The following is a 16526-nucleotide window of genomic DNA, read 5'->3' as shown; positions in this document are numbered from 1 at the left end:
CAGGTCCTTTACCGTCTCGGTTAGCAGAAGACCTGTCGCTAGGGATATCGCACAAAAGGACGAAGAGACCACGGCTGGCCGAGCGGATATGTCCTGTGGTCTGCCCTAACAGCCTACATCCTCCAGCGTGTCAGTTGTGGGCTGACTTCCGGGCTGCTCTCCCATCCACCGCCGGGCATCCAGGCGCTTACCCGTCACCGCCGCGGCAGCGTCAGAGCAGAGCCAGAGCAAGGGCGGCACCACGATCTCGGGCGACAGCAGTCCGTCGCGTGCACTATCCGGCAGTCCTTCGGGAATCATGCCGGTCAGCGTCGCGCCCCCCGGCAGGAGCGCGTTCACCGTGATGCCGCTGTCCGCAAGGTCCTGCGCCCAGATCGCGGTCTCCGATTCCAGCGCCGCCTTGGACGGGCCGTAGGGCGAGAAGCCGCGCCGTCGCATCGTCTCGCGGTTCATCGAGATGTTGACGATTCGGCCCCATCCCGCCTCCAGCATGGCGGGGACGGCGGCGCGCGCCATCAGGAACGGGCCGTTGACGTTGGTGTCGGTCACCATGCGCCAAGTGTCGGGGGCGACCTCCCAAAACCGGGTCGGTTCTGTCAGGAAGGTGTCGCTCACATACTTCATGCCGCGCCCGGCATTGTTGACCAGGATGTCGAGCCGGCCGAAGCGCACGAGCGCCGCGCGCACGACTGCGGCACAATCCTCCACCCGCGTCACGTCGGCGAGCAGCGGCCGCACCCGATCGTCGCCGCATGCCCGCTCTGCCTCCCGTGCGACCGCTTCGACCTCGGCGAGTTCGCGCGCGGCGGTGGCGACGACCCGCACGCCGGCCTGCGCCAGCCCGAGCGTCATCGCGCGGCCCAGCCCGCGACCGCCGCCCGTCACGATCGCGACGCGGCCGGCAAGGCCGTGTCCGTCGCTCCCGCTCATCGGTTCAGCGCCTGCATCTGCGGCGCGGCGTAGCGCTCGCCCGCCGTTGCCCCCTTCGGCGCCGCGCGGTCGAGCCGCTCCAGTTCGCCTCGGGTGAGCGTCACGTCGAGCGCGCCGACATTCTCCTCCAGGTAGCCGCGGCGCTTGGTGCCCGGGATCGGCACGATGTCTTCGCCCTGCGCCAGCACCCAGGCGAGCGCCAGCTGGGAAGGGGTGCAGCCCTTCTCCCGCGACATCGCCTCGACCGCCGCGACGAGATCGAGATTGCGCTGGAAGTTCTCGCCCTGGAAGCGGGGGCTGTGCCGGCGATAGTCGTCAGGCGCGAGATCCTCCACCCGCCGGATCGCGCCGGTCAGGAAACCGCGGCCGAGCGGGCTGTACGGCACGAAGCCGATGCCGAGCTCGCGCACCGTGTCGAGGATCTCGCCCTCGGGATCGCGGCTCCACAGCGAATATTCGGTCTGCAGCGCCGCGATCGGATGCACGGCGTGCGCGCGCCTGACCGTGGCGGGCGCCGCTTCGGAGAGGCCGAGGTGGCGCACCTTGCCCTCGCGGACCAGCCCGGCCATCGCGCCCACCGTGTCCTCGATCGGCGTGTCGGGGTCGACGCGGTGCTGATAGTAGAGGTCGATCGTCTCGACGCCGAGCCGTCGCAGGCTCGCCTCGCAGGCGGAGCGGACGTAATCCGGGCGCCCGCACACGCCCTTGAAGGTGCCGTCCTCGCCGCGAACGTTGCCGAACTTGGTGGCGAGAACCACCGCGTCGCGGCGATCGCGGATCGCACGCCCGACCAACTCCTCGTTACGGCCTACCCCGTACATGTCGGCGGTGTCCAGAAACGTCACGCCGAGATCGATCGCGCGCTGAATGGTCGCGACCGCCTCGGCTTCGTCGGCCTGCCCATAGAATTCGGACATGCCCATGCAACCGAGGCCCAGCGCAGATACGCGCAGCCCGTCGCCCAGCTTTCGTTGCTCAAGCACCAATTATCTCCTGTTGTAAGATCATGCCGGTTGGCCAGTCGTCGGTAGCAAGGCGGGCCGGCACCGGTTCAGCCTTCAGACAGCAACTGCTCGGCGAGCTGGCTGTGCTTTTCGTCGGCCTGCTTGGCCTCGTCCGCGCACGCCTTCATGTCGCGCGCCGCATCGTCCATGCCGGTCTGCCGGCAGTAATTGGCCATGGTCCCGAACGAAGCGATCCAGTAATGAAGCGCGAGCTGCCCGCTGGCGATGATGCCGAGGTCGCGTGAGGCATCGTCCGGTGCCGCTTCGCGGATCCTGCGGCTCACCTCGTAATGCGCTTCGAGCACAGGGTTGTCCTGCTGATCGGCCGGGCCCGCCTGCTCGGCGGCGCGACGGATGCGGTCCGCCCATTGGCGGGAAGTCCGGTTGCCCTCTTCGAGCGCGGATCGCAGCGCCGGGTGGCGCGCGTCGTTGTTGATCTCGTCGGTCGCCTTGGCGGCGACGTCGCTGCCGGCCCGCATCGCGGACAATCCTTGCGCGACCAGCTTCTTCAGGTTGTTCTCGTTCATCAGGTTCGTCCTCGTCCTGCCGTGCCTCGTTCAGGCACGGTGAGGGATTCTAATCTCGTCGCTCCGTTCTGTTCCGTCGGTCCTTCCTCGATCAGAGCGCAATCAATGTTTGGAGCTCATGGCCGACCTCCCGGCCTGCACCTCCTGCGGCTTGCAGGAGCGGGCTGCGTGAACCAGCGCGGCAGGGCAGGCATGCGGGAAGCTCGGACCGGCGTTGCAGGCGTGAATAGCGTCGTAAGCGGTCCGAACCGAGCCGAAGCGGACCTTCTTGAGAGCCTTCCCGACAGGAGCATGCTGACGGTGGCTCCAGGCTGAAGTGATTGGACGGAGGCGCTGCAGTGACGGGAGCCCGCGGAAAATATCGCTCAGATGCTTAACATAATCTATGTTATCGAACTTCGTTGCCGCCGTAGCTTTTGCGTTAATTGCCCTCTCAACTCGGAGCAGCTCGCCTCTACGGGTCCCACGAGCGCTGATCTCTCGGCAGCATAGCGTCAGGGTCGTGCACCGCAAGCCGATCAGCAGCGGTCAGGTTGGCGCTGAAGATCACGAGGCTTGTGCCACCGGGCTGATGGGTTGACGGAAACAGCAGACCCGCAGTACCCGACCGGATCGCCTCATCGCCAAGTTTCCACGACGGTGGCACCTTGTGCTCAACCCTCGCGATCCAGCGCCAATCGCAGTCCCAATCTGCCCAATGAGGCGTCCAATAATCCGAATCGTAGCCGGCCGACAGGTCGACGACGTCGTGTAGATCTAGCTCATAGGCGGCAAGGGTTGCCGGGCGTGGCAGGCTGGAGCCTTGCTTGTACTCGGCTAGCGCGGTCTCCGGCTCGGCCGAAAGGTACAGGGCTTCGACCCCAGGGCGATTGAACCTGCCGCCTGCGCCTGCGGCTCCAGCGCCACTGAGCGGCAGATAGGCCCATTTCGGCGTAAGACAGCGATAGAAATGCCTGGAGCCGGTCGCGATGTGGAGCACGACTACCCGTTCGCGCCGTCAACCAGTTCGGACAAATGAGTCATGACCGCGTCGCTGTGCCCTGCGGCAACAAGCTCGGCAGCCGTTTGGCGCTTAAGCGTTACAATCGGTTCGTTCCTGAACCAGTAGACCGCCTGCTCGATGTCACCTGTCAGCTCGCTTGCAGCCACGATCACGCGCACCATGTCCCGTAACCGATCCTGAAGCCGCTCCGACGCGGGATTGGAGAGCGTGTTGCGGTGGACGCCGGCGATCTCCGCTAGCCGGGACAGTTGGACGCCCAACACATGCGCGACGCGCTTGGGTGAGATATAAGGGGTCTTCGGCTCCTGCAGGCTTGCAACGAAGCCGGAAGCAAGCCGCGTCGCGCGTTGCTCGTCAACTAGGAAGGCGGTAGCCATAACGCGTCTCCGCTGGATTAATGCACAATATATGCACATGCCCTCGTATGTCAACGATCGACGGCTGCGTGTGCTCGCGGAGACTGCCCGGTCTTAGATGATAAGCAGGAGCCGCCGAGCGCGTACGCTCAAGCGGCTCCTGGCCTGGCAAGCAATCCCTGCCAGCGGGTCCCGCACTGGTACTGCTAGCCACGGGCAAACTCAAGTGCGTCACCTCGCCATACGACCGTGATTCAGGATAAGTTAATTGGAAGACTGCGGTTTGTCATTGCCAGCACGGATACAGCTCTACGCCTTGCCTAATGCACGCATCGTATCAGGCAACAGCGTGTACACCGCCTCACGCCGGGCGCCCCGATTGTGGTGATCCACGCGCCAGCCCTCATAGTGGCGCCGGACCAGCCCTGCCCGGACCAGCTCCGACACTGCCCGGCTGACATTACACCGGCCGGAGCGGCGCACCCGCTCCAGCACTATCTGGTCCACTAATCGTGACGCTGCGTCAGGGTCTCCGGGCAGTTGCCCCTGCTCTGCTAGTTCCACCCTCACCTGCTCGGCCAGCGCCACCCGCTTCGGATCGCGGGCTGCCATCGGAGCGAGCGCGTCGCACAACCAGTCGCGCAGCCGAACGGCCCGCCCCTGCTGGACGACGTAGGGTCCTGCCTTGCCCCCCTGCCCTGCCGCACGCGCGATCAGATTCAGGACCATGAAGGCGTAGCGCGGCCGGGTCGACACCTGCGCAATGACATCGATGATCGACGGCAGACCCTCAGCCAGGGGTAGCTGGGAGGGAAGCTGCAGCGGGATTGCCGGGGATGCGGAGAACAAGTCACCCTGGATCATGGGAACAGGAGAAGCACGAAACGCGAATCGTGTGAATCCCATCCGGGCCGGCCGGCGACGTTTCTGTCAGCTGCGACACTTTGCCGCTGGGCAGAGTGTCACCATGGGCACTTCGTAGCTAGCTGTTTCGAGGCGCTCACACCCCCAATCGGCGTTCTCGCAATCAGGTCCCGGCTGCCGTCGCTCCGACCAGCTACGCTTCTATGGGAAGCCGCACCCGCTGCACCTGGTGCTCGATTTTGAAAACGTCGACCGGAACAATGGCTGCATCCGCGTGGCAAGCCAAGATCAGGTAGCCACTGCCCTCACCTTCGCGTGAACACGAGGCCGGCTCCCCGGTCATCCACTGCTATCGCGGTGTCGGTCGCTCTGCCGGACTGGCACTAGCAGTCGTCGCGGACCGGATCGGGCCGGGCAGCGAAGACGAAGCGATGAACCGGCTGCTAACGATCCGTCCAGAGGCGACGCCCAATATCGTAATCGTCAACCATGCGGACGCGGTGCTCGGCCGCGACGATGATCTGCTGCATGCCGTGGCTGCCTGGGAAGCGAGAACACCGGAAGCCGTTCGGCTGCGTGAGGTCCGCCGTTCGTTCGTCGAGCAGCATCCCGAACTCTATGGCAGGCGCTGACTGTCGTCGGGCACCTCACGGGTGTCTGCGGCGTCCGGCTCCAAGCGCCTCCACGACCATCCAGCTCCCGCGAGCACCTCCTCAATCCACTGCGCGACCTGCCCCGGCTCGCCGCTGCAATACCAGGTGAGGTCGTCCCCCTCCTCGCGCACCCAAGCCACGGCATGACCGGCCCGCCGAAAGCCGTAGGAGACCTCCACTCCATCCGGCCCGAACCAACGAGTGTTGGTGAGCGCGCACCAGAGGTCGACGCCGCACGCGCCGTCCGCTCTCACCTGCTCGCCGAGAAGACGGTCGAGAACGGCCTCGAACGCCTTGTAGGGCCGGTAGGCGCGGCTGCTGGGCTGACCTTGAAAGTCGGTGCGGCTAAAGAACGGAAAGGCTGCCTCCATACGTTGGTCCGCACTGGCGCGGTCCCAGGACCATATCACCTTACGCCTTGCGCCACACCGCCGATCGCTCGGGCGGCTAACGCCGGCTTCCCGCGTCCGGAAACAACCCCGGCATCCAGTTCCCCGCCAGCTTGGCTGGAAAGGCGATCTGGAGAGGTGCCCGGGAGCTGTCGGCCGTCAGCACGCCGAGGCTCGTCAGCGCCGAGGTGACCCGGCGCGCCTGGCGTTCGCCGGTGCCGACGATGCTCTCCACCTCGCCACGCGGGAGCTCGCCTCGGTACAACGCTGCGTCGATCACCTGGATGGCCTTGGCCGGCAGCCTTCCCCGATCCGTCTCTTCGGCCGCCCAGCGCCGGATGCGACTGCGCAGCTGCTCGGGCTCGACCAAGCCGGCCATGAAGTCGACCTGGTCGATACAGGTTTTGAGGAAGAAGGTTGTGAAGCTCGCCAGCTCCTCCTCGCTCAGCGTGCCCCTGCCATCGAGGTCGTTGCGGCGGGCCAGGTCGCAGGCGGCAAGGTGTCGCTTGTAGGCCTGCACGTTGCGGCCGAGGCCGCGCGCGATCGACCACACGCCGCCCGTGTCGAACGCATCGAGCAGCATGGCATGCGACATGAGGCGGGCGACCCGACCGTTGCCGTCGAGAAACGGATGGATCCAAGCGAACCGGTGGTGCGCGGCCGCCAGCAATACGATGGCGTCGGTTGCGCCGCGCTTCTGATACGCCCAGGCGAAGTGCTCGAGGAAGCGCGGCACGGCCCCGGGACTAATCGCAATGTGCTGCCCGACCCGGACATCGCGGGTCCGCAAGGCACCGGGCTCGACCGGAACGCGCTCGCCGCCGTCGACCGGTTCGATCCAGAGCATCGACTCGGGCAGATGCTCGCAGAAGCGCCGATGGACCTCACGCAGGCCCTCCACGCTCGTCGCGCGGCCCTCCAGCCCTCCCCCATCAATCCAGCCCTGGACTGCGATGTGCGCGGTCGCTTCCAACTGGAGGTCACGCTTGGCCGGGTCGGCGCTGAAATCGTTCTTCAGCGCCCGTTCGATGTCGACGGGATGAGTGTCATGCCCCTCGATCAGGTTGCTGTAGTAGCAGTTCATCGCCCGGACGAGGTCGGCGAGCCCCATCCGCATGGCGGGTGGCAGGCTGCTGCGGAACGCGGCAGATTTGGCGGTCAGTTCGAGCGCGAGATCGACGGCTTCACGGTATCGTGAACCGCCCTCCCCTATCTTCATGGGCTGCATGGCCCCGATGCCCTCGCCCCGGTCGGCGACCGCCTGGATGTCCGGTTCTTTGGCCATGTCCCGCAGCCTCTAGATCACTCTCTTGCCTCGCTAACGTTGTCCTATGCACGTGATACCGGGCCGCTACAATGTCCGGTTTGGAGGCCGGCAAATCAGTGAACATTGAAAAGAACAAAGCTGGTCCGCCCGCCCATATCGCCTTGCGATCCCTCACATGTCGAAGTCGTAATCGTGGTCGATTTCGATCTCGGGCTCCTTTATCAGCTCTTTCACGGGAACCGGCGCTTGCCGGATAGCCTCCGGGGCTGGTTTGGTAGGCTCGCTGCCAATGGATCGGAGGGCGGCGCTCATTGCGTCCAGCTGGCGACGATCGCTTGCGCCTGGATCGTCCAGTCGGGGCAGCTCGCCCGTGGCTGGATCGAACCGCTCCCTGCCGGAAAGTGAGAGCTCGGGTGCCACGTCGCTTGCGTGCGGAACGTCACCACGATGCGCCTCGATCGCGCTAGCGAGTGCTTTCTTGTCGTCGGTGTGCAGCGACACGTCCTCGCGCGCGCGGGTCTGGAGCACGTAGTAGAGGCTCTCGCTGTTGAGCAGCCTGTCGCGGCTGTCCATCACCGTGATCGCGCGATCGACCGTCATCCCTTGCGCACGGTGCATGTTGATCACGGCGCCATGGCCAAGCCGCTCGCGCATCGGGTCGTCGGGCCCGATCACATGATTCCGGTCACGGCCGGACAGGTGGAGCGTGTCGCCATCGATCGCAGTAAGGGTCACTGCGGCACCGTTCGACATCCCACGCTTCAGGTCGCTGGCCGTAAAGACCAGGCGATCACCCTCGCGCACCTCGATCTCGCCGGGAACGGAGAGCGCGGCCCCCTCCCCTCCCGATCGGAGGCTCTTGGGATCGAAGAGCCCGGTGTGACCGTCACGGGCGAGCTCGAGCATACCGCTCGCCCGATCGATCAAGCCAACCTCGTAGGATCCCGGCACAAGCCCTGACTGGTGGCGGTAGATGTCGAGCCGCATACCCTCAGCCCAGTGCCGGATCTGGCGCAGCTCCTCACGGGTAAGGTTCAGCGTATCCCAGCTCCGCAGGCTCACGGCATCCTCGCCAAGCTTGCCCTGAGCAAGCAGCTCGGCCCTGACCGTTTCCAGCACGGCTTCGCGCAGGACGTGGCCTGAGGTGAGCAAGGCGGTGCGGTCGCGCTCCTCGGGCAAAAGCTTCAGATACTCGACGACGGCCGCTCCCGCCGGATGAGCGCTCTCCTGCACCTTGTCCGCGAGCCGTTCGAAGGCGGCAACGACCCTGCCCTCGCGCGCAAGGGAAGCGGCATCACGGAGCACATCGGTCTTTTGGCGCCGGTTCTCGGTGAGCCGCACCGTCGGAGCTCCCGCCTCCTGCAGCAGCGCGAAGGGTCGCCCCGCCTCAACCGCCGGGATTTGCTTCACATCGCCTACCAAGACCAACTTGGCGACGTCGCCGTTCCGGGCGACCTCGAACAGCCCGGCAAGCTGACGCGAGGACACCATGGAGGCCTCCTCCAGCACCACAACCTTGCCCTTCATCAGCGCCGAAAGTTGCTCGTTCGGCTTGGCCGGGCCGGCGCGGCTACCATGCTCCTTCAGCACGGATGCGAGCGAGCGCACCTCCAGCCCCCGTCCGGTCAGGTCATCCAACAACTTGTTCTGCGGGACCAGTACCAGCATCCGCGCCCCTACTTCCGCGCCAATCTCCCGTACGAGTTCGAAGAGGAACGACTTGCCGGTGCCGGCATCGCCTTGGACGACCTGGATGCGGTTGGTGCCGGACAGCATGGCGTGCGCCGCAACGCGCTGTTCAGCGGAAAGTGTGACCTCGCGCCGATCGGCCGCGCGGTCGAGTGCGGTGTCGACCGAGGCCGCATCGAGGATGGGTGTCCCCTGCCCCACCCCGCCATGCGCGGCCGCAACCAGCGCCTTTTCCGTCACCAGCATGTCGCGGGTCGTGAGCCGGTCTGCGTGCAGGCTGCCACGCGGCCCCGAGATGAGGACACCCGCCTCGCGCAGCCGCTCGATGCGCGCCTCGATACCGCGCACCGTCGCGCCCTTCTCGGCCAGATCGAGGCTGCTCTTCAGCAGGTCCGCGTAGGTGAAGCTCGCTTCTCGCTCGCCGAGGTGCCGAACGCCGGCCGCGACCGCGTAGCCGCTCGCCAGTTCGCCGCTCCGGCGCACCGCATCCGTGCCGTGGAGCAGCGGCTCGGGTCGTGGTCCGAAGGCATGGGTGATGCGCTCGAGCAAAGCGGCACCCCAGGCACGCACAGTGCTCAATACCGACCGCGGCCGCTCGACTCCTCGCGCGGCGTCCACGACGGCGGAGATGGCGGCACCATGTACCTCGGCCTTCTCGGCCCACATGGCGCGGGCAACCGTGGCATCGCCCGCCTGTTTGGCATCGCGGGTACTGACCGCGATCGTCTCCATCGCCTTGGGGCCGGAGGCGCCGAGCTCAGCCGCCCGGCTGAGGATCTGTTCGCGCCGGGCGCTAAACGCATCGATTGCGGCACGCGGTATACCGCTGATCTCGAATTGGCCGTGCTTGCCGGTGATCTCGGTCCGGTAGCCGAGCTGCTCCAACCGGGCACGGAAGTCGGCGTGGAAGACGGCACCGATGGTGCTAGAGTGCTTCCACAGGGCCGGATTGTGCAGGGCGACCCAGCGGCCGTCGCCGCGTTGCGCGGCGTTCGCCACGACGACATGGGCATGTGCCTGCGGATCGAGCTTTCGGCTCAGGTCATGGTGAAAGATCGCGTACACCAGGCGACCGGGCTCGATCACCGCGCCGGCCTTGCCTGACCGCACCTCCCCGAACCGCTCCTCGGCCCACGCCATGGTGCTCCGAATAGCTTCGGCAAATGCCGGCATGACCCGCTCATCGCGTCCGATCAAGGCGACCAGCGACACTGACTTCGGCGCGCTGAACGTCAGCTCGAAACCCGGCGCTCGCTCGCCGTTGCCGCCTCTTGCAATGACGGCCCCGTTGGGCAGTTTGCCGTCCAGCACCTCGGAGAATGTTCCGGCATCCACGGTGCCGGACAGACCGAGTTCCTCGGCCCCTCCCCCGCCCCATTCTGACGGTCCCGCCTGCTCGCCGGTGTAGTAGTTGTCGGCCGCGTAATAGCTCGCCGCATCCCCGCCGCCGGCGATCGAGTTTGGGCGAACGGTCACGGCGTCTTGCTTTCCAGAGGCGGAAAGGTGAGCCGGCAGGGAAACGGCTTCTTCATGCGCTTAGCATGGGCCGCGCACTCGGCGTACCGGACCCGAAATGTGTCACTGGCGAGAAGGCCTTTTGTCTCCGCCATGAGCTCGCCAGTCGTGCGCCCATCGCCTGCCAAGCTCCATGCCGCAGGTACCGCGTCACTTTCACCCAGGAGACGAATTGAGAGCCAGCGGGTAGGTGCGGTATTGGCGAACAGCAGACAGATCAGAACAAGTCCAGCGATGCCAAGGGCGGCACCTACGCCAAGCTTTGTACGCGTATCCGACTGACGCTTCTCAATCCGGTCGAGCTGCTTTCCGAAGCCCTTTGCCTGCTCCTCGACGGCTTTAGTGACATTGCCAACGGAGACGGCGAGAGCACCCTGCGCTTCCTTGAACAGGACCGTGAAGTCGGTCTGGAACTTCGCGATCAAATCGCGGAGATGTCCGGTCCCGCCGGTCTCCTTGATGGTGGTCTTGATCGCGTCGAAACCTGCGTTCAAGGCGCCGGGTAGGTCCTTCGATTGTTGGGCGATCAGGGCCGAGACGCGACGGGTAACCTCGCCGATTTGAGCGGTCTGTTCCTCCATCCGATCGGCATGGCGGCGCTCGCGCTGTTGACGCACGGACAAGGCCGCTTGGGCCTCCCTGTCGAACATGGTGGTGACCGCCTGTTCCACGAGATCACGGATGGGGATGTTGCGCCGCTTGGACTCGGCGTCCAGCCGGCTGTGGACGTCACTCGAGACGTCGATGCGCCTGCGACCAGCGTCGGTCATCGCCGCAGTCTCGAACGCGCTTCGGCCAGCATGCGGGTCGCCAGCTCGGCCCGTCGTTGCCGCAACTCGGCAAGACCCTTCTTGCTGTCGGGGCCACGCCCGACCTGCGCTTCCGCGACGACCTCCAGGCCGGCACGGACCTTGGTCAGCTGGTCGAGAAGGATCTCGTCCAGCGGCAGCAGCTCGTCTTCGAGTGAGCGCACCAGCGTGTCCGCTACCCAGGCGCTGCGCGTCTTGCCGACCTGGCCCGCGCGGCGCTCAATGCCGGCGAGCTGGTCGGGTTGCAGGTACACCGTGATCGGTACGCGCGCCATGCGGACACCCCTTCTGCCCGGTAGCGAGTGTGCATTGCGCCTACGGAGCGCGCAAGGAGGAAGTGCAGAGCAGCGCAAGCAAAAACTGCGGGTTTCCTTGCCCTATCCGCTCTGTGGACCAGGACGGACCAGATGGTCCGGGCGCAGTATCCGCATAGGACCATGCGGCCGGAACGACGCAAATCTGCCCTTTTCTGCACCCCTTCGGGGTGCATCGCGTGTGCCCCCTAACCCCTACTTCTCAGGTCGCTGGATGTTGCTGCTGTTCGGCTGTTCGGGGCTGATCCGGCGTCCGGCGGGGCAACCAGGCCGGCGTACAAGCCGGCCAGTCGGATCAGTACCGGCTCACCTTGTCGAGACTGCCCGTAAGGCCGCGAGGGTCTCCCCGTCCATCGCTTCAACCCTTTGCACCAATCGATCCCGCATGGCGCGGCGCGCTAACCGGATGAGCAAGGCCAACTCCGGCGCTTCGAACGGGTCGTTGATCGCCAGCTCGCGCGACCGCTCGCCGGCGGTGATGGTGAGGTGGAAGATGCGGGCGTCGGCTGCCGGCAACGCCGGGTCGGGCCGCGTAAAGAAGTCGATCGCATCGGCATGAGCGACGAGATTGAACCAGTCCTCCGGCGTGATTTCGTCGAGCCTGCGACCCTCCTCATGGTAGAGGGTTCCGTGCGCAGTGAACCAGCCCGAGATACCAAGGGTGACGGCGTTCGTCATGAGCTTGTACCCTCCCCTATTCCAGCACCACGCTGATGGTCATGATGGTCGGATTCAGCACCCGGCGACTCAGTTGAATGAAGCGGCATCGCCGCGTTCCCCGGGACGGCTTCGACCGTGTCGATCGCGTGCTGAAGCCGGGCGGCGGCAAGGGTGCATCCTGCCCGATCGAGCAGCGCCATGGCCATGCGCATCAGGGCCAAAGCCGTCCTGGTATACCGGTGCTCGACTTCGCTCATCGGGTCGCGTGATCCAGTCTGTCGGGAGGTCACGGACGCCAGTCAGCGGTCCTGCTCGGCGACGGGTCTCAACGTCAGATGCGGCATCAGGTTGCGCCGGATCTCGTCGTCACTGCCTAGGCCGTACCAGGTCGCGCAATGCTCTTCTTCGGAAAACCGATGCCAGGCTTTGAGCGCCACTTCCTCGCTGATCGCGATGCCGTCGGAGGCCATCGCAGTCACGATCCGGCGCAGGTCGTGCCGACCGTCGACAAGCATCCGCTGCTCCCACTCGAGAGGCTTCAGAACCGCTTCATAGCGCAGCCGTTCGTGTCCGGACTGATGGGTCATCCGGCGTCTTCCGAACTCGTCATCGTCGCAGGCATTCCGAGCCGTTCACGCTGCTCATCGCGGGTTACGTAGCGGTCGGACTTGGCGCCCACGATGTCGGATTCGGAGCCATACCCAGCGATCACGAGAGCGGCCCGGATGAGCTCGCCAATGTCATGCGACCCGGCCTTCGCTTCGAGGCTCGCGAGCATGGGGTAAGGCAGGTCCAGCTTGACCCGGATCATCCAATCTCCCGCCGCGGTTCGGGTCGGATAACCGCCATGTCCGGGCTCGCTCCAGTCGGTGCCGGCAAAGATCAGCCGCAGGTCCGTAGAAGGGTCCGCCGACGCATAGGGCGGGGTCTCATGGGAGGGCAGAGGCGTCGGTTTAAAGTCGCTCAGGTCGAGGGTCATGATGGAGCTCCATTCAGTGTCTCAGTCGTATGCGAATTGGGCGGATCGACCCCTCAGAGTCCGTAAGTGCAGGGCGTCGAGAAGGTCGGTGCCAGCGCGTCGCGCCGCGACCAGAAGGTGGACTTGCCGTTGGGCGTCAGCCTGGTCGCAGGCACCGCGATCTCGACCATGGGTCCGCGGATCTGGATGACCGTGCCGCAGTTGGTTACGGTGCCGATCGCGAGCTCACGCCGAAACGTCTCGCGGTGCTTCTGCTCGGCCTCGCGATCGGCGACGTAGCTGTCCTGCGCGCGCTGGAACCATGCCGCCGAACGGATCTGGTCGGGGCGGTAGGCGTAGACCGCGGTGCGGGTCGGGACCATCGACACGCGGCTCATCAGCCGGCTGCCGAGGTCGCCTTTGGTAGCGACTTCGGTCGTATCGTAGGTGATCGCGACGAAGCCGCCGAGCACCTGGTCGGCGCCGCGCGAGCACACCGCCGAGCTGCCGGACCAGAAGTGCTTGGACTCGCCCCGGGGCGGCAACCTGCGACCGAGCGCGCGATCACGGAAGGTGCGCGCCGCGTCGCCGTCTTCCGGTTCGATCCGACCGCCCTTGGCGGCGCATTCCTGCGCGAATGCATCGCGGGCGCGCTCGGCCGTCGCCGAGCCGTTGGCGGTGATCTTTTCGGAGAAGAAGCGGTAGCCGATGATCTCGTCGGCGTCGTCGAGCAGCGGAAAGACCTGCGGCGACGGGCGGGTCCGAAGCGACCCGCTCGTCTTCATGTCGGTATCGCCGCCGATGGTGATGAGGAAGCCGGCAATACCGGGTGACTGCTGCGCCATGGCCGGAATGCCCGCCAGAGCCGCTGTGAGCGCCGCTAAGGCCTGAAATGCACCCTGCCCTGCCATAACTGCCTCCTCGTCGTCTGGAGGCGTTCTCCGGCCCGTAAGCCGGGTGTTAGGAACCCGGGCTCTCGCGCGAGCGCTGCCGCTTGTGGGTTAGCTGCTGCCCAGGCGACGGCGAGAGGCGTATCCTTTTTCGACCAACGGTGACGGGAAGGGAGCAAGTCATGTCGAAGAAGATCGTGGCGCCGGCCTATGTCGCGGCGATGGCGCGGGCGGAGGCGGATCCGGCGTCAGCGCGGTTCTGGGTGGGGCTGGATATCGGGTTCAAGAGCACGGCGGTTTGCGTGGTCGATGTCGACGGCGCAGTGGTCCACCAGGTGTCGATGAAGAGCCACGCGACCGAGATCGGCCGCTACCTGCGCCGCAACTTCAAGTCGCATGTGACGCTGATCGGCATGGAGACGGGCGGTTTGTCGCCGCACCTGGCGGGCAAGCTGCGCGAGCAGGGCTTCCAGGTGGCGGTGCTCGATGCGCTACAGGTCCACCGGGTGCTGTCGGTGAAGCGCAACAAGACCGACACCAACGACGCGCGCGGCATCGCCGAGATCACGCGCAGCGGCCGCGACTATCTGACCGAGGTCTACGTCAAGTCGAACCTGTGTTTCGAGGTCCGGGCGTCGCTGATCATGCGCGACCGCCTGGTCAAGCAGCGGCGCGAAACCGAGGCGATGATCCGCGGTCTGGTCCGGGTCTATGGCGGACGGATCGAACCCGGCAGCGACAGCCCGGCGACGTTCCGCGAACGGGCCATCGACCAGCTGTGCCTCATCGCCGACACCGAAGGCGTCGACCTGCGCCCGCGCATCATCCCGCTTCTCGACCTGTGCGAGCGCTTCTACATCGAGGCCGGGCGGATCGAGCGCGAGCTGGACCTGCTCGCCGCGTCCCATCCGGTGTGCAAGCGGTTCATGGAGATCCCCGGCATCGGCACAATCACGGCGCTGTCCTTCTACAGCGCGATCGAGGACCCGACCCGGTTCCGGCATGTCGACGATGTCGCGGCCTATCTCGGCCTGACGCCGCGCGTCTACCAGTCGGGCGAGAGCCTGACGCACGGCGGGATCAGCAAGATGGGCAACCAGCTCACCCGCACGCATCTGGTCGGCGCCGCGACGGTCATGCTGGCGAACACCAGGTCGTTCAGCACGCTCAAGGACTGGGGCATGAAGCTCAGCAAGCGCGTCGGCTTCAACAAGGCCAAGGTCGCGCTCGCCCGCAAGCTGGCGATCGTGATGTTCAGCCTGTGGCGCGACTGCACCCATTTCATGGCCAAGGCCGCCGACGTGGGGCCGCACCGCGACCTGATGCGGGCACGCGCCAGCGCATAGACAATTTCAGGGTCACACCAGGTTCGTCCGCACAAGAGCGGCGAAACCATCCTCCCGGGAGGCGGAGGGACAGGAGACTTCGGGCCTAAAGGTGAGGTGGCGACAACCTCGTGATGCTTGTTGAAGCTCCACCCTTTGCACGTAAATGCCCATAATGCGGCAGGCGACAGGCCTAAAGGCCACGCCACGCGCCCGACCGCGAAGAGACTGTTGCACTCCGGGAGCGATGACGGATGATCTTGCAAAGATCCGACAAGGAGCAGATCATGAGGTAGCGGAAAAAGTCGGGATATTCCTCACACCGAGGGGCAGCAGCTAGAGACTTTAGGCGGAGCCCTGGACATGCGCGACAGCCACCCGGCCGACAAACATGTCGACCGGCCGAGAGACTCTGAGGTTCCTACGCCTCACCGCCAGGACTGACCGGGCGGCGCGCGGATGCTATCACGTCATTGGCACGGGGAAAACGGGAAGGTTGCTCGCTCCCCTGCCCTACAGCGGCGCACGGTCCGGACCAGTTGCGCCAGCTCCGGTGCCTCGAACGGCTCAGGCACCGTCAGCAGCCGCGAGTGACCGCCATGGACGAGGCGGATGCTGTACGTGCGAGCGTCAGGGCGGAATGATGCAGCCCCATTCAGATCCGGGCAGGTGAACAAATCACTCGCCTCGGCCGCGGTGAGCAGCTCGGCGACCAGTGTCGGATCGAGATCGGCGAGATGGCGAACCCGCTCGCCAGCCCGGCTGGGAAAGTGCGCGATCCCGCCGAAGATCGTCACGCCGACCAGATCCCCGCCTGTTTCCGGCTTAGAGCCGGTCACGCAGGCGCCCTGCCCTGCCTGGCGGCACGCCGCTCGCGAGCTCGACGGCGTCGTTCCTCGTCGCGCGCGACCTGGGCGGCATCGATCACCGGTGCTTCGACAAGACGAAACCCTTCCGCTCGCCGAGCAGCTTCCCTCCGTCGGACTCGCTCTGCCTGAACCTCGATTCTCAGATCGGAGCGGGTGACCACGTAATCCAACTCGTGCTCATGCTGCCTGATCAGCGCGGCCAGCGCATGGACGGTCACCTCGTGGCCCACGGCCGCATCCACAGCTTGTAGCCAGCGAGGTGACGCATATCGGTGCCGTTGGACCCAAACATCGCGGCCGAGTTCCAGGCCTACTACCAGCGCCCACGCGACCGCATAGAGGCGGCTCGCCACCACAGGCGTCGTTCCGGTCACCTTGTCGACGACGGTGAGCGCGATCAGCCCGGCCCAGAAGGTTAGGATGCTGACGACCGGACATGGGTAGGTCCGGCTGACCTCCAGGCGAGCGACGAAGCGATCCAGCACCGGCACGGACTCTTTCCTG

At 65.8% G+C, this 16526-nt stretch carries 20 protein-coding genes; 3 read left to right on the top strand and 17 right to left on the bottom strand.

Translation table 11 applies throughout. The features are described 5' to 3' along the window. Nucleotides 1-105: 105 nt before the first annotated feature. From FOY91_RS00465 to FOY91_RS00440, 6 genes are all read right to left on the bottom strand, one after another. Nucleotides 106-930: an SDR family NAD(P)-dependent oxidoreductase gene (locus tag FOY91_RS00465; RefSeq protein WP_145147059.1), complete on the bottom strand. Its 825-nt coding sequence runs from the start codon at nucleotides 928-930 to the stop codon at nucleotides 106-108. Then, a complete protein-coding gene (locus FOY91_RS00460) occupies nucleotides 927-1913 on the bottom strand; it encodes an aldo/keto reductase (protein WP_030541330.1) in 987 nt (328 codons plus the stop codon). Before FOY91_RS00460 ends, FOY91_RS00465 begins: the two co-directional genes overlap by 4 nt. Before the next feature lie 68 nt (nucleotides 1914-1981). Then, nucleotides 1982-2413 (bottom strand): DUF892 family protein, encoded by a 432-nt coding sequence (locus FOY91_RS00455; protein WP_203234444.1) that lies wholly within the window; start codon nucleotides 2411-2413, stop codon nucleotides 1982-1984. 502 nt (nucleotides 2414-2915) lie between these two features. Beyond that, complete coding sequence (locus FOY91_RS00450) at nucleotides 2916-3440, bottom strand: RES family NAD+ phosphorylase (protein WP_116463046.1); 525 nt, start codon at nucleotides 3438-3440, stop codon at nucleotides 2916-2918. A 2-nt stretch (nucleotides 3441-3442) separates the two neighbouring features. Next, nucleotides 3443-3841, bottom strand: coding sequence for a hypothetical protein (locus FOY91_RS00445; RefSeq protein ID WP_116463045.1), 399 nt, complete (start codon nucleotides 3839-3841; stop codon nucleotides 3443-3445). A 288-nt stretch (nucleotides 3842-4129) separates the two neighbouring features. Continuing rightward, the gene (locus FOY91_RS00440) at nucleotides 4130-4684 is read right to left on the bottom strand and encodes a hypothetical protein (protein WP_116463044.1); all 555 of its coding nucleotides are present in this window, start codon (nucleotides 4682-4684) and stop codon (nucleotides 4130-4132) included. 431 nt (nucleotides 4685-5115) lie between these two features. Here FOY91_RS00440 and FOY91_RS00435 point away from each other — a divergent pair, with 431 nt between their 5' ends. After that, the gene (locus FOY91_RS00435) at nucleotides 5116-5316 is read left to right on the top strand and encodes a hypothetical protein (protein ID WP_115381507.1); all 201 of its coding nucleotides are present in this window, start codon (nucleotides 5116-5118) and stop codon (nucleotides 5314-5316) included. Here the strand turns inward: FOY91_RS00435 and FOY91_RS00430 are convergent. From FOY91_RS00430 to FOY91_RS00405, 6 genes are all read right to left on the bottom strand, one after another. Next, on the bottom strand, nucleotides 5301-5708 hold the full coding sequence (locus FOY91_RS00430; protein ID WP_115381509.1) for a hypothetical protein: 408 nt from the start codon (nucleotides 5706-5708) through the stop codon (nucleotides 5301-5303). The genes FOY91_RS00435 and FOY91_RS00430 overlap by 16 nt on opposite strands. A 76-nt stretch (nucleotides 5709-5784) precedes the next feature. Further along, nucleotides 5785-7011, bottom strand: coding sequence for a Fic family protein (locus FOY91_RS00425; RefSeq protein WP_116463043.1), 1227 nt, complete (start codon nucleotides 7009-7011; stop codon nucleotides 5785-5787). A gap of 153 nt (nucleotides 7012-7164) precedes the next feature. Beyond that, a complete protein-coding gene (mobF, locus tag FOY91_RS00420) occupies nucleotides 7165-10158 on the bottom strand; it encodes a MobF family relaxase (protein ID WP_116463042.1) in 2994 nt (997 codons plus the stop codon). Further along, the gene (locus tag FOY91_RS00415; protein WP_115381515.1) at nucleotides 10155-10967 is read right to left on the bottom strand and encodes a hypothetical protein; all 813 of its coding nucleotides are present in this window, start codon (nucleotides 10965-10967) and stop codon (nucleotides 10155-10157) included. Before FOY91_RS00415 ends, mobF begins: the two co-directional genes overlap by 4 nt. Further along, nucleotides 10964-11281, bottom strand: coding sequence for a hypothetical protein (locus FOY91_RS00410; protein WP_116463041.1), 318 nt, complete (start codon nucleotides 11279-11281; stop codon nucleotides 10964-10966). The genes FOY91_RS00415 and FOY91_RS00410 overlap by 4 nt, the downstream gene beginning before the upstream one ends. A gap of 345 nt (nucleotides 11282-11626) precedes the next feature. Beyond that, on the bottom strand, nucleotides 11627-11998 hold the full coding sequence (locus FOY91_RS00405) for a hypothetical protein (RefSeq protein ID WP_116463040.1): 372 nt from the start codon (nucleotides 11996-11998) through the stop codon (nucleotides 11627-11629). Between the two features lie 77 nt (nucleotides 11999-12075). Here FOY91_RS00405 and FOY91_RS21500 point away from each other — a divergent pair, with 77 nt between their 5' ends. Next, complete coding sequence (locus FOY91_RS21500; RefSeq protein WP_162527087.1) at nucleotides 12076-12249, top strand: hypothetical protein; 174 nt, start codon at nucleotides 12076-12078, stop codon at nucleotides 12247-12249. 30 nt (nucleotides 12250-12279) lie between these two features. On the opposite strand, the gene FOY91_RS00400 is transcribed toward FOY91_RS21500, so the two are convergent. Genes FOY91_RS00400 through FOY91_RS00390 form a run of 3 tightly spaced genes read right to left on the bottom strand, consistent with a single transcriptional unit; the run spans nucleotide 12280 to nucleotide 13849 of the window. Beyond that, on the bottom strand, nucleotides 12280-12567 hold the full coding sequence (locus FOY91_RS00400; protein ID WP_116463039.1) for a hypothetical protein: 288 nt from the start codon (nucleotides 12565-12567) through the stop codon (nucleotides 12280-12282). Continuing rightward, the gene (locus FOY91_RS00395) at nucleotides 12564-12959 is read right to left on the bottom strand and encodes a hypothetical protein (protein ID WP_115381523.1); all 396 of its coding nucleotides are present in this window, start codon (nucleotides 12957-12959) and stop codon (nucleotides 12564-12566) included. The genes FOY91_RS00400 and FOY91_RS00395 overlap by 4 nt, the downstream gene beginning before the upstream one ends. Before the next feature lie 53 nt (nucleotides 12960-13012). Then, nucleotides 13013-13849: a hypothetical protein gene (locus FOY91_RS00390; RefSeq protein ID WP_133177347.1), complete on the bottom strand. Its 837-nt coding sequence runs from the start codon at nucleotides 13847-13849 to the stop codon at nucleotides 13013-13015. Between the two features lie 161 nt (nucleotides 13850-14010). Between FOY91_RS00390 and FOY91_RS00385 the strand changes: the two genes are divergently transcribed. Continuing rightward, nucleotides 14011-15174 carry an IS110 family RNA-guided transposase gene (locus tag FOY91_RS00385; protein WP_145147057.1) on the top strand — a complete coding sequence of 388 codons (1164 nt, stop codon included), beginning with the start codon at nucleotides 14011-14013 and terminating at the stop codon, nucleotides 15172-15174. 449 nt (nucleotides 15175-15623) lie between these two features. Here the strand turns inward: FOY91_RS00385 and FOY91_RS00380 are convergent, their stop codons facing one another. Then, entirely contained in the window at nucleotides 15624-15992 is a 369-nt protein-coding gene (locus FOY91_RS00380; RefSeq protein ID WP_133177346.1) for a protealysin inhibitor emfourin, read from the bottom strand. Further along, nucleotides 15989-16513 (bottom strand): hypothetical protein, encoded by a 525-nt coding sequence (locus FOY91_RS00375; RefSeq protein ID WP_133177345.1) that lies wholly within the window; start codon nucleotides 16511-16513, stop codon nucleotides 15989-15991. Before FOY91_RS00375 ends, FOY91_RS00380 begins: the two co-directional genes overlap by 4 nt. Nucleotides 16514-16526 lie beyond the last annotated feature (13 nt).

Origin of the sequence: Alterirhizorhabdus solaris (assembly GCF_007785815.1) — a bacterium.
In the GTDB taxonomy this organism is placed as follows: domain Bacteria; phylum Pseudomonadota; class Alphaproteobacteria; order Sphingomonadales; family Sphingomonadaceae; genus Alterirhizorhabdus; species Alterirhizorhabdus solaris.
This window is presented reverse-complemented; position numbering and strand designations above follow the sequence as displayed.